Source organism: Arthrobacter sp. 05L417, assembly GCF_056397865.1.
On record NZ_JBFTOG010000031.1, the window covers coordinates 18,448 to 30,641 of the forward strand.

The 12,194-nt window shown below is 61.4% G+C and carries 14 protein-coding genes; 7 read left to right on the top strand and 7 right to left on the bottom strand.

Annotation, left to right across the window (positions count from 1 at the left end):
- Positions 1-50: 50 nt before the first annotated feature.
- The 5 genes from AC1DJW_RS19175 to AC1DJW_RS19195 are packed head-to-tail and all read right to left on the bottom strand — an operon-like array spanning position 51 to position 4,867.
- Positions 51-914 (bottom strand): hypothetical protein, encoded by an 864-nt coding sequence (locus tag AC1DJW_RS19175; protein ID WP_476902205.1) that lies wholly within the window; start codon positions 912-914, stop codon positions 51-53.
- Positions 914-1,786 carry a type II secretion system F family protein gene (locus AC1DJW_RS19180; RefSeq protein WP_476902206.1) on the bottom strand — a complete coding sequence of 291 codons (873 nt, stop codon included), beginning with the start codon at positions 1,784-1,786 and terminating at the stop codon, positions 914-916. The genes AC1DJW_RS19175 and AC1DJW_RS19180 overlap by 1 nt, the downstream gene beginning before the upstream one ends.
- Complete coding sequence (locus tag AC1DJW_RS19185; protein WP_476902207.1) at positions 1,783-3,348, bottom strand: CpaF family protein; 1,566 nt, start codon at positions 3,346-3,348, stop codon at positions 1,783-1,785. Before AC1DJW_RS19185 ends, AC1DJW_RS19180 begins: the two co-directional genes overlap by 4 nt.
- The gene (locus AC1DJW_RS19190; RefSeq protein ID WP_476902208.1) at positions 3,345-4,175 is read right to left on the bottom strand and encodes a hypothetical protein; all 831 of its coding nucleotides are present in this window, start codon (positions 4,173-4,175) and stop codon (positions 3,345-3,347) included. The genes AC1DJW_RS19185 and AC1DJW_RS19190 overlap by 4 nt, the downstream gene beginning before the upstream one ends.
- Positions 4,175-4,867: a flagella basal body P-ring formation protein FlgA gene (locus AC1DJW_RS19195; protein WP_476902209.1), complete on the bottom strand. Its 693-nt coding sequence runs from the start codon at positions 4,865-4,867 to the stop codon at positions 4,175-4,177. Before AC1DJW_RS19195 ends, AC1DJW_RS19190 begins: the two co-directional genes overlap by 1 nt.
- A 110-nt stretch (positions 4,868-4,977) precedes the next feature.
- Between AC1DJW_RS19195 and AC1DJW_RS19200 the strand changes: the two genes are divergently transcribed.
- The 3 genes from AC1DJW_RS19200 to AC1DJW_RS19210 all read left to right on the top strand — a co-directional run bounded on the left by AC1DJW_RS19200 (position 4,978) and on the right by AC1DJW_RS19210 (position 7,528).
- On the top strand, positions 4,978-5,292 hold the full coding sequence (locus tag AC1DJW_RS19200; RefSeq protein ID WP_476902210.1) for an ArsR/SmtB family transcription factor: 315 nt from the start codon (positions 4,978-4,980) through the stop codon (positions 5,290-5,292).
- A 751-nt stretch (positions 5,293-6,043) separates the two neighbouring features.
- The gene (locus tag AC1DJW_RS19205) at positions 6,044-6,985 is read left to right on the top strand and encodes a ParA family protein (protein ID WP_476902211.1); all 942 of its coding nucleotides are present in this window, start codon (positions 6,044-6,046) and stop codon (positions 6,983-6,985) included.
- A gap of 3 nt (positions 6,986-6,988) precedes the next feature.
- On the top strand, positions 6,989-7,528 hold the full coding sequence (locus AC1DJW_RS19210) for a hypothetical protein (protein ID WP_476902212.1): 540 nt from the start codon (positions 6,989-6,991) through the stop codon (positions 7,526-7,528).
- Between the two features lie 50 nt (positions 7,529-7,578).
- On the opposite strand, the gene AC1DJW_RS19215 is transcribed toward AC1DJW_RS19210, so the two are convergent.
- Together AC1DJW_RS19215 and AC1DJW_RS19220 are read right to left on the bottom strand one after the other, a co-directional pair.
- Positions 7,579-8,496 (bottom strand): replication protein RepA, encoded by a 918-nt coding sequence (locus AC1DJW_RS19215; protein WP_476902213.1) that lies wholly within the window; start codon positions 8,494-8,496, stop codon positions 7,579-7,581.
- Between the two features lie 460 nt (positions 8,497-8,956).
- On the bottom strand, positions 8,957-9,724 hold the full coding sequence (locus tag AC1DJW_RS19220; protein WP_476902214.1) for a hypothetical protein: 768 nt from the start codon (positions 9,722-9,724) through the stop codon (positions 8,957-8,959).
- 293 nt (positions 9,725-10,017) lie between these two features.
- On the opposite strand from AC1DJW_RS19220, the gene AC1DJW_RS19225 reads away from it, so the two are divergent.
- From AC1DJW_RS19225 to AC1DJW_RS19240, 4 genes are read left to right on the top strand one after another with little or no spacing between them, the layout of a single operon-like run.
- On the top strand, positions 10,018-10,275 hold the full coding sequence (locus AC1DJW_RS19225; RefSeq protein ID WP_476902215.1) for a hypothetical protein: 258 nt from the start codon (positions 10,018-10,020) through the stop codon (positions 10,273-10,275).
- The gene (locus tag AC1DJW_RS19230) at positions 10,272-11,264 is read left to right on the top strand and encodes a conjugal transfer protein (RefSeq protein WP_476902216.1); all 993 of its coding nucleotides are present in this window, start codon (positions 10,272-10,274) and stop codon (positions 11,262-11,264) included. Before AC1DJW_RS19225 ends, AC1DJW_RS19230 begins: the two co-directional genes overlap by 4 nt.
- Entirely contained in the window at positions 11,261-11,635 is a 375-nt protein-coding gene (locus tag AC1DJW_RS19235) for a hypothetical protein (RefSeq protein ID WP_476902217.1), read from the top strand. The genes AC1DJW_RS19230 and AC1DJW_RS19235 overlap by 4 nt, the downstream gene beginning before the upstream one ends.
- Positions 11,636-11,639: 4 nt before the next feature.
- Positions 11,640-12,191, top strand: a complete 552-nt coding sequence (locus AC1DJW_RS19240; protein WP_476902218.1) for a hypothetical protein — start codon at positions 11,640-11,642, stop codon at positions 12,189-12,191.
- Positions 12,192-12,194: the final 3 nt, after the last annotated feature.

Genomic DNA, 12,194 nt, shown 5'->3' on the forward strand with positions numbered 1-12,194 from the left:
GCTCCTTGTTTTGTGGGTGTCAGGCCTCCGGATCTTCCAGAGGCCAAGGGTTACATGATTTTGAGGATTAGTGGTGTCAACAGAACGCCGGCGAAGATGAGTGCCAAGACGGTGATGAGGACGGTGACCTTTTCGGATGCTTTGTTCGCGCGGGTGTGTTCCTCGTTGAGAAGCTTCACTCTGAGGCCTTGGCCGGCGGACCGCAGCGCCTCATACACGGATGCCCCATCGTCGCCTGAGAGGCTGACAATCTTTGCTGCTTCACCCAGCTCGGGAACGGAGATGTCCTTGGACAGAGTGAGAAGCGCGTCCCAGGGTTGGGTGTGGTCATACCGGGACCGGGTGAGCTCCTGGTTGATTCGGACAAACGGCCAGGCCCTGCCGATGGCGGCCGCGTTCTCCAAGGCTTTGGCCGGGGCTTTTCCTTTGCGACGCTCTGCGGCGACGAGCTCGAGGTAGACGGCCACACAGCGCACGAATTCCTTGCGGGCCGCGGCAGCTTTGTCTTTGAGGAACAGATCAGGGAGGAACCAAGCGGCGGCGGCCGCGGCGATCCCGAACCCTGCCGGGATCATGAAGGGCAGGATTCCCAGGACCTGGACGTACAGTCCCATGAGGATCATGAAGGTGAATCCGCCGACGGACCACGAGGCTTTGGTGAAGATGAACTTGTGGGTGGTGGTACCGACCAATGCCAGGTCTTTTTCCGGGATGCTGAATCCCGGGATGGCCGGCATGCGCTGAATTACCCAGGACGCGACGCGTGTTTCGAGTGAACGGCGCCCGCCATCTGCTGGTGTGGTGGTCCCCAACCTGTCCAGGGCCGCGCCTAGTTTCGGGCGGGACGGAAGAGCCCGGGAAACCAGCAGGGCAAGGGCGAGGCCAATCAACGCGCCTCCGATGAAGATCGTCATCAGGACCTCCTCCCGGTGTTGACGAGCATCCGAGGGATTGGCCGCGCCGCCACCACTCGTTTCATGGCGACGAGGATCAGGGCGATGATGCCCAGCCACCCGGCGAACATGATCTGACCGATCGGCGATTTGTACGGCTCGGAGAACGAGGACATGAGCGGGATAGCCAGCAGAAGGCCGATCGTCATGCCTGTAACGACCCGGGCGTTCCAACGGGGCTTGGACCGGTCGGACGTGACCTGCCGGCGGACACGGACCTCATCAAAGACGGTCTGGGCCAGGTCGTTCAGGGCGTTCACCAACCCCGTCCCCTGTTCCTTTGACGCCAGCATCATGTGCATGACCACCAGATCCCCGGTGGGATCCTTCAGATCATCAGCGAAAGCCTGCAGAGCGTCCATCGTGGACCAACGGCCCTCGAGCCTGGCTACCAGCCGCGATACCTCGCGATAAATTTCAGGCTTTGCATTCGACAAGGACGACGTCAGCGCCCGCTCGAGCGGTGTTCCGGTGACGATCAGCCCGGACAGGCTCCGTGTCCACGTCTCGATGGCATCAAGCTTGTCCGTCTGCGACTTCTCTCCCTGGTCGGAGAAGATGGCGGGCATGCCCAGGATCGCCAAAGGGATGGCGATGATGAAGATGACCCACCCGGTAGCAAACCAGAACAGGAGACCTGCCATGGCTCCCACGAGGAGGAGGATCTGGGTCCGGCGGGAGAACCCTGCCCGCATCGACTGGAGACGGACCTGGATCCTGTTGGGTGCCTTCGCGGCCGCGTTCTCCGCGGAAGGGATCAGTGAGAGCAAAGCTGCGAAGATCCCGCCCAGGACGATGACAACGCCAAGGGAAGTGAGGATGGCCGGTGTCACAGGTGGCCTCCTTTGAACCGGGCTTCGTCGAGGCCTGCACGGATCAGGTCCTGCCGCAGCCGATCGTTCGATGGCATGCGAAGAAACCGTGCCTGATGTTCGCCTGGTTCCAAGCGGAAGATGTCCTGGGTTGCTACTCCTCGTTCGCCTTCGGCGGGCAGGACCTCACTGATGTGGGTCACTCGCCGCACGGACTTCCCGTCGCGGTCGACGCCCTTGCCCATCTGGATCACGAAGTCGATGTGCCGGCCGAGCTGCTCCATCATGTACGACTTGCCGTAACGCTCAATGCCGAGGCCAGCGAGGCGGTCAATGCAGTCATCAGGGCCGTCGGCGTGCGTAGTGGACATGGTGCCGGCACCGGCCTGCATCGCATGGATCATCGAGACGATCTCGGGACCGCGGACCTCACCGACCATGATGCGGCGGGAGTTCAGGCGCAGCGCTTTTTCCATGCATTTTTCGAGGGTGTACTCCCCCGGTGAGTGACCGTACGCGTCGCGCTCTCCGTTACCCGGGCGGTATTGCAGCGCGAAAGGCGGTAGAACGCGTCCGTGCAGCTTTTTGAGGTGGAGCTCGCGCTCTTTCTCGATAGTGACGATCTGCTCCATCGGCCCGATTTTCCCGGCCATGGCCCTCATGAGAGTGGTCTTCCCGTCGCCGCCTTCACCGGCAATCACCACGGTCTTCTTGGCCTTGACGATCATCTCGCAGAGGTGCGCCAGGTCCATGCTGAGGGTCCCGAACCCAACCAGTTGTTCCAGAGTGATGTTGATATACCGGTGGATACGAAGAACAGCTGACGGCCTCTCGGCGATCGGCATCGCAACAGCGGCGAGACGCACGTAGCCGAGGAGGTCCATATCCAGGTCCGGCTGGGCGGTAGAGAACGGTCGGGCCTCGTCTCCGTTGCGGTTGGCGAAGAACTGCAGGTCTTCCATGAGTTGTTCGTCTGAGGCTGCCACGGGTCCGACCTTGACCATCGTCCCGTCGCTGTACTCAACAAAAATCTGGTCGCAGCCGTGAATGTGGACGTTCTCCACACGGGCGTCATCCAGGAGCTCCTGGTACCGGCCCAGCCGGAACATCTGGTCGAACGTCGCCTTGATGACCTGCTGACGGTAGCTGTCGGACCACACACTGCGCTGACCATCAGAGCGCAGCTGCTCGGCAACGTGCTCGGTGACGACGTCGATGATGTGCTGCCTGCCCATTTCCTCACGAGCTTCATCATCGAGCCCGTGCCTGCCGTCGAGGGACTGGACCTGACGGTCAGCGGCTTTGCGCCGCATGTCGGCCACGACAAGCCAGAAAACCTCGTCACCGATCGAGGGAGTGCCGATGTCCCGGACCTCATCCTCAAAGGCGGCCACCCGACGGTTGACCTCCTCAACGGGGAGGTCCGGCGTGGAGGTTTGCGGGGACAGCCGGGCAAGATGCGCCCGGGCAGCGTCGGAAATGCCGAAGGATCCCGGGGTCGGGGCAGGCGGAGTGGGTGCGCTGGATTGGAAGAACGGGATCGCTGCGGGGTCAAAGCTGCTGGTGTCATCAAAGTTATTCACGGGCGGACCTCCTCGGAGTGGACGGGGCGACTTCCTAGCCGCTGGGCCCGGTCACGGATCTGGGTGTCAGCTGCAGCCGCAAGCGCGACCAGGCCAGACAAAATTTCAGAGCGTTTGAAAGACCGGGGCCTCGACACCCCTTGGGAGAACACGGCCGCGTGTTCCGGATCCCAGCCGATCTTTCCGACAGCCGAGGTTTTCAGGTTCTTTTCAATGTCACCGGCACCGTAGTTCCCGGTAACGCTCTTCATCAGCACCAGGCCGAGGTAGTCCTCATGACCGACGCGTGAGAGCACCTCGCGGAGTGAAGAGAGCGGGTCCACGAGGGCTGCAAGGTCCGGGAGCACCGGACGCGCCAGCACAAGGGCCGTGTCTGCCATTTGCAGCAGCGGGGTCCGTCCGTCTTCAGGGGTGTAGCGGCCGGCGTCGATGATGACGTCCACGCCGCTGTCGGATTGCTGGGATAGGACCACAGCCAGGTCGGACCACAGGCCGACCATGTTACGTGCCGCTGCGGCGCTCGAAACCGCGGACAGTAGGTACTTCCCGGACGCCGGGTCGCTCTTATCGAGGTCCGCTGCCAGTGGCACGAGTTGGTCCCACATGGCCTCGTTGGTCAGCCCACCCCGTTGGGTCTGAACGGCTAGAGGCAGCAGGCCGCGGCTGTTGTCGAGCTGGCCCTGCATGTATCCGGGGATGATGCTGCTCGGCTTGGAAGAGTCGGCCTCGACAACAATCACGGGCCTGGGCCACACTTCGGCGAGACCGACGGCGGTCGTTGTGACTCCAGGGGATCCGGCGACGCTGCAAAGGAATATCGCTGCCATTACTTCCCCGTCCCGCTGGTTTGGAGAGGATCAAGGATCAGGCCCGCGTTCCCGGAGGCTGACCATGCCACGACATTGGCCGCGTCAGCGGACGGGACGACGATGTCGACAATGATCAAGCCCTTGACGTCATCAGGCCTGGTCGAATCGACGACACCGGCCACCGGTACCGACTTTGTGTCGATCTGGCCGCCCTGCGTGGGTGTACGGATGATGCGGACCTTGTCGCCGGCCTGGAGCTGGCGCGAAGGTGCCTGTGCGGTGGTCAGTCCCACACCCACGACTGAGGTCCCATCCTTGATGCCGAGGCTCGGGCCGACGTTGTTTGTGGTGATGAGCGAGCCCTTTGGCAGGTCCACCGTGGCTTTCTGCCCTATGACTGTCGCGGACTGCTCTGCCGGCACCGCACCGTTCCCAGCGTCCGAGGCGATATTGATCGTCGTCAGGCTTCCGGAGGTGATCTCCTGGCCCCGTACAAGGCCGTCCTTCGCTACGAGAACGGTCTGCTGGCCGTTTCCGGACAACCCGAAATAGGTGATGAGTCCACCGACCAGGGCGAGTGCGATACAGAGCGCCATAAGAGCCGGCCTTCTGCGGGCCAGCTTTGAGGGTGCTTGAAAGCCTTGGGGCTCCAACGCCGCCGATTTGGCGCTGCTGGCCTTACGGCTTGATCGGGTACTGACGGTGCTCACAGGAGCGCCTCCTTGGTGGGGTGTGCTCATAGCTAATCGATGGGGTAATCTGAACATAATCCAACTCGATACGTCAAGTACTGAGTTAGTTGATACGGCATGATGGGAGCGTGGTTAAGGTGATCAACGCAGGACTTAGCGAGCAGCTCGAGGCTGCCGTTGCTGTCTTCGGCACGACCACGCGAGTAGGCATTCTGAAGCACCTGGTCCAGCACGGCCCGGCCCAGACCGGAGCGATAGCAGACGATCTCAGCCTTACGCGGGTCACGGTGGCGAAAGCCCTGCTCGCCCTGGAAGAGCTTGGCGCAATCGCAGGCGACTCCCCCATTGACCAACGCCACGGGAAGCGCGTCATGTACCGCGCTGACAAATCCCGGATTGATGAGCTTCTGAAGGCGCTGTGTGGCGCATTGGACATCAGCTAGTCCCCCCTCTCGATATCTCGCTCGAGGTAGGAACCTTGGCCCCCCGGAGGACTCTCCGTTAAAGTACGCCGCCCCACCCCAAGTGCATGCGTCCTATAAATACTGGCACTCGAGCCAGCCATTCGTGACGCCAAAGTGTGCAACTTCCGTTCATATTTCCTAAGAATGCATCGCTCATCCACCATTTGGGCTTCCATTTGGCAAACACATAACGAACCCACGCGCCCCCCACCCTTCAGTTACTTTCGCGTCCATGAAGAGTGATGGTGGCTAAGCTGCGGTTTTTACAATGCCCCGGGTGTGCCCTCCCCAACACTTGTGGAAGGCCCCCACCAGCTCACGCGCCCGAGAGAACCTCCTCCGCTCCCGCTTGCCCAGCTCTTGAGGTAAGGCGTGAACACATGCCATACGTCCAATAGGAATGCATGCCATACGCCACGCCATACATACCGTATGTTTACCTGCCTGTAGGCACGCTTGAATTCTTATTGGCGTCCCCATTGATGTTCTTGTGTGTTATCACGTTGAACGGCCTACGTGGTCTTGTACGTGATTTGCTGCATGATGGGCTGCAGTATTACCCACCTGATATCCCATGTGCATTCACACTGTGATTCCAATAAGCCTTCTTACGGGAAGCAACGCGGTAAGTCCTGCTAGCGTGCCTACGTGTTTTGTTGCAATGTGGCCCGTAGGATGACCTACACGATTGTCAGCAGTGCTTCACGCACAACCAGCAGTAGGAGTTCCCATGTCCAACACGCTTTCGAAGGCCGTTTCGGCCGGGGCCCGGGGGACGGCCAGGTACCTTGACCGGGTCGTTGTTATGGCTAGTGCCAAGGGCGGAGTCGGTAAGACGTCAATTACGGCCAACGTCGCCGGTAAGGCGGCAGGTGCACTCAAGGTCTTGGTCATTGATTTGGATCCTCGCGGCAGCTTGCACCGGGATCTGGGCTACGAGCGGCAGGACGGCACGGCGCTTTTCAACGCCCTGGTGCATCTGAAGCCGCTTCCGATCCTCAAGGATGTCCGCCGGAATCTGGACGTCGTCCCGGGTGGGGCCGCGATGCAGGACATTGCCGGGATGCTTCTGGTCCGTCAGATGTCCAACCCGGAGGCCGGGGAGTTCGCGGACCTTCTCTACGCGGGCCTGGCCCCGATCGCTGAAGACTACGACCTGATCATCATCGATACTTCCCCTGGCGAGGCAAGCATCGTCCAGGGTGCCTTTACCGTCGCGTCTTCGGTTGTCATTCCTTCGAAGTCGGACGGTGGATCAACAGACGCTGTCGAGGGTGTGGCTGATCGATTCAAGGCGGTCCGTGAGCGCAACCCGCGTCTTGCCGTCGCCGGCGCTGTTCTGTTCGATGTTGGGTCGACCAGCAGGAAGATCGAACGGAACCTCCGGAATGAACTGTCGGACCTTTTGGAGACCGCGGCTCCGGTGTTTTCTACCCGGATCCGTCATTCCGAGGGCGCAGCCAGGGACGCCCGGGAGCACGGCAAGTTGATTCACGAGCTTGAGGGCGAGGTCGATTTGGAGAACAAGACCCGTTTCGCCGACTTCAAGCGGGGAATCAAGCACTCGGCGAAGTTCCATACCTCGAACGCTTCGGGTTTGGCTGCCGACTACGAAAACCTGACCCAGGAAATTCTGATTCGGATCAGTGAGCTCGAAGCCGAGGGGGAGTAAGCCATGCCGGAAGCCCAGAAGGGGTTTGGGGACATCTTTTCCCCCACCAAATCAGTCGATAAGTCGAAGCTGCTGCAGCCACGGACCAGGCGTGAACCGGGGCCGGTTCTTCGCGTTGCCGAGGACCCCGTAGAACCCGTTGTCGCCCCGGTTACGGCCGCGCCTGTCGAGAAAGACACTCCTGCTTCGGAGCAGGTTGCGGGGCCGGCCCGCAGCAAGGGCACTTACCTTCCTCCGGACTTGCTGGAGCTCGTCAAAGCCCGGACCAGCGATGAGGTCAGCTACACGGATTTGTTGATCGATGCCTTGGACGCGGTCGACTTTGACGATGTCGAGAAGCACTTCCGTCCCGAGCTGAACGTGGGGTCGTCCGGGATTCATCGGCGGGTCCGCCGCAAACGGGGGACCGGGACCATTCAGATCCAGCTTCGCCTGGATAAGGTCCAGGAAAAGTGGATTGCCAACAAAGTCGAAGAAACCGGCGCCCCGTCTCGGAGCGCTTTCGTCAGCTACGTTTTTGAGCTCTTCCTGAGACCTGAATAAAGACAACATGGGGGCGGCACACCAACGTGTGCCGCCCCTTTTTTGTGGGCTCAGATGGCGCGGAGTTTCCTGTCAGGGATGTGTGCGGGGGAGGGGAGCAAGCGAAGCCCGGAGTCCAGGACGAGGGTCTTGGACTGCGGGTAGAGGACCAGGACTTCACGGAGGTTCTTCTCGAAAGCCGCCTTGAATTGGCGCCGGACCTTGTAGTCGGCACCGAATTGCCCTGCCAGCTGCCCCCAGGACACGGTCGTAGGCCGTTCCAGGTACTTGAGGCGGTAAACGAGCCATGCGTAGAGGTCGAGGCGCATAGGAGAGCCTGAGAGGGCTCTGAGGGCTTCAGGGCGGAGGGGGACAGGTGCTTCCAGGACCGATCGGTAGAAGTCCTCGGACAGGGTGATCGTGGAGCCGAGAATGTCTTCGGGCTTTTTGGCTGAGTCTTTGGAGAACCACAGCTCGTATCTGCTGGCCACGTTGAAGTTTGCCCCGGCGAGTCCCCACCTGTCGCCGCTGGTCCGCATGTCCTCGATGTTCATGTTGGCGACGGCGAGCCGGTGAAGCTGGTCAAGGACCCTGGCCGAGGATGCGCCGGAGGAATTCATGCCAAGGCCCCGCAGAAACGTCGACAGGGACGGGCCGAGGTGCAGCTGGCGGCTTTGGGTCTTGACGGCCTCGGTGGTCATCCAGGTCATGAGGTACCGCGGGACGACGCCGAAGGGATACACCGGCCGGCGGGAGCCGTCCCGCGCCGTGGCCATGCCAGGGCTGATGCTCAAGGTGATCGAGTTGTTGCGGCGGATCCACTCCGGGACGGGGCCCGGGTCTCTGTAGGGCAGCGAGAGCTGGGCCCATAGCCGTGCTGAATAGCTGAGAGGTTCGGCGCCGTCAGGGGAGAGCTCCAGAGCGGACCCGACATTGAGCAGCCTCAATTCTCGTTCGCTGATCAAAGGGGCTTGCGCTGGCGTTGTCATGGACTGGAAACCCTTTCTGAGACGGACATTCCCCGGGAGCAGGTACCCTCGAGCACCGTTTTGCAATCACCGGGACAGAGGCGGAGTTGGCTGTGGATGGAGGGAGTTATCCACGTGCATCTTGTGACGGGGGTGTTTTGACCCGTTTTTAGCGTTCTTGGGCATACCGTTTTTGGGTGTTTCCGCAGGTCAGGCCACGTGCATCTTGTGACGGTTTGTTGTTCTCCGATGAATGAATCCAAGAGTTTTCCACGTGCATCTTGTGACGCTTGACCACGTGCATCTTGTGACGGGCATTCCCTGTTTTGCCGCGCCAGCACTGGGAAGCAGGGGGGTCCCCATATAGGGTTAAAAAACATGTAGCTCCCCATGTAGTGGTTCGGGCCGAGCTGTGGATTTGGGGACAACCGGCGAATCACGGTCATTTCGATGCCCAGAACGCCTCGCGTTCCTTTCCCTGCTAGAGGCATCCACGCTCGAGGTTGTTCGCTGCCAAGGCCTTGCGGAGCTTGGCCTTCATGAGGCTCGCGTACGTTGTCAGGCTGTACCGGCCCAATCCGAGCTCATCCGCCAGCGCGTACTTTTCCTCGCGGGTCGAGACTGTGAACCGCCCCAGGAGTTTTGCCTCGTCCGGGGTGAGGGTCCCGGTCTCGGTAGCCCAGAGGATGACTTTCAGGAGCTCTTCCAGGGGGGTGGCGGACTGGATGACGTGCTCGTCGGTTTCCCGTGCCGAGGCGATGATCCGGTCAAGGTCTGAGTCTTCGCGGGCGTCGGGGAGGTTGGCCGGTGCCGGGTGTGTGGTCGTGATGATCTGCAGGGCGTTCATGGCGAGGTTGCCTACGACCTTTTCGGTCTTGTGGAGGGGGAAGGTGCGGATGGATTCCCACATGGATCCGACTGCTACGCACAGTGCGTCCTGGCTGGGCAGTGCCAGGAGTCCGCGGCAGTTCCGGCTGAGGTTCACGGCTTTGGCGAGCATGGCCTGCAGGAGGACCCGTTCGGCGTCTTTGTTGCCGGCGTGGACTTCCGAGAGCATCCCCCAGTAGATCCGGTCCCGGTCCTTGGCGCCGGCGGTGGTGAGCGTGGAGAGAGATTCCGCTCCCGTGATGTAACCGAAGCTCCCGTAGTTCTGACGGGCCGGTGCGATGACTGTGTCCCATTCGTGGTTCATCTGGCCGATGAGTCCGATGGTCCGGCGGGGGCGGGTTGTGGGTTCGCTCGTGTGCATGACGTCTCCTGACGAGGTGGCGAGTGGGTACCAACCACGCTCCTCAGGAGCTCTGGACGAGCTTCTGGATCAGATCCGGGCCCGGAGACCCCAATTCCTACGGGCGTCGTTTGCGGGCTTCTGGAAAGAGCGGGTGTTTCCGCAGGTCAAAGGCGTGTTCGCGTATCTGGAACGGTGCAGCTGAAAAAAGTTGAAAAAAGTTCTGGCAAAGCCGCTGATCCAGCCACCTACACGCAGTGACCGCCCCCAAAAGCCGTGGGGGACCACCGATTTGATATCCACGAGGAGCTTCAATGGGCGCTGAGATGCAGGATTCCACCGCACTGCCTGAGGCCGTTTCCGACGAGAACCTGGCCGGGTTCATTGGTGACGCCGCTGTCACCATCAGCGCTGAGGACAAGATGCTCCAGGGCATCGCGGATCTCCTGGAACGTCCCTTTGACGCTTCCAAGCAAAGCGAGCTCGCGGAGGTTCTGACCTCGCCGGCCATGGCCGCAGCCAATCAAGCAGCTGCCCGGCTCCACGCCCCGGATCACGGACGCCCCTCATGAAGTTGCCTTGGAATCGTCAACCCCGCACCAAGGACCCGGACGTTGTCGAAACACCCGATGTCGCAGGGTCTATGACGAAGGTCCATTCACTCGGCGCGAGGGCCCTCGTCGTTGGCTTCTACCTGGTCATCGCTCTCACGATGCTGACGTCCCTGAGTGCGCTCGTCATGGCCTTGTCGAAAGACATCCCGACGGCAGTCGGCGCCATCCCGGGGCAGCAGACCCAAACCGACAACGCAACAGCCGCCTACGCGGAGGGATTCGTTGCGGCCTGGCTAGCGGCGTCCAGCACCGATCATGCCGCTCTGGATACCTACCTGGACTCTTCAGATGTCGGCGCGCTTCCCCAAACGGGGTGGACCTACCGGGACCTTGCATTGGCAAATACGGAAACACCGGACGGATCCAAACTGACGGCCGTCACCGTGGCGACCAGCATCAAGGAAACCAAGACGGTCAACGGAAAGCCCGTCGATTCCTGGCCGCGTCGATACTTCCGGGCAGTGATCAACACCGACGGCGGTCTTAGCCCAGTCGGCCTTCCCGCCCCGGTGTCCGGTCCCGGCCCGGCAAGCTCGAACGTCGCCCTCCGCTACCCGGAATCCGTCTCTACCAGCTCCGACGTGGCCACGACGGTCACGTCATTCCTTGCCGCTTATGCCACCGGCAGCGGGGGCCTCGAACGATACACCGCCCCCGGGAGCACGATCGCGCCCATCACGCCGGCGCCCTTCACCGCTGCGGCCATCCGGTCCCTGAACGCCGACAAATCCCCTTCAGCTTCACCGAAAGACGACGAAACACTGCGGGTCCTCGTTTCCGCGACGTTCACCGCAACCAAGGACCAAGGCAGCACCTCCACATATGTCATGACCCTCATGGCCCGTGCCGGCCGGTGGGAAGTCAGCGCGATCAACCCGGTCCCCGATATCGAGAAGCCCAGCAAACCCTCACCAAGCACAACAGCGACAGAAAGGCCCACACCATGACCCTCGACCTTCAGGTCTCCCTTGATCTCATGGGGACCGTCTCACACATCCACCAGACCGCAATCACGCACGTCCCAACGGGCCTAGTCGGGACGGCCAATCAGAAGATCACGGACCTGATCAACTTGCTCAAGGCGGGCGCCGCTTTGGTTTCCATTGCCGCTACCTTCACCATCGCCCTGCTTAAGAAGTTCAAGCTCACCGGCATCATTGCGGGCATTGTCGCCGGCGGGCTCTTCGCATGGGGCGTCTTCAGCGGCATCGGCTGGCTCGAAGGACAAATGAAAGGCGAGCTTTCAGCGTCGGGACCGGCCCACGGCGTGCACCTTCCCGGCGACTCCGAGGTACCTGACTACCTGACGTTGGAGTAGAGACTTGCTTCCCGCTGACATCTTCGAGGTCGGGCGGTTCTACACCCGTGCCCGCAGGGTCAAGAAGATGCTCGGACGACTCCATGACGGGTCCAAAATCTGGGGAGGCCCCTACACCTTGACGCAGGGTGCCGTAGGGGTGATTGCCGGATTCCTGATCCTCAACACCAACCGGCTCTGGACGACCGGAATGTCGATTGTGGACATCATCCTCGGTGCCCTTGCCATGTGGGGCGTTGCCTGGCTGACAGGACGCCTGCCCTCGACAAACCGCAACCCCGCCCTTGTCCTTGTTGATGCTTCCGGGGCCGTCTTCAGGCCTGCCGCCGGCAGCTACCGGGGCGAAGCGCTGGATATCAGGAAGCCCGGTCCACGCCCCTTGACACGAAGGCGCAGTGAGAAACCCGTGACGGAAGGCATTGGAATAGCTGATCCGATTCCACCTTCACCCGTTGAGCCCTCACCTTCGACCCCCGTCGATGCCCTGAAGCCGGACCCCCTCCATCTGGGTGGATCCGCCGTTCAGCGGCTGCTGGCACAGGTGAACACCAAGTAGGAG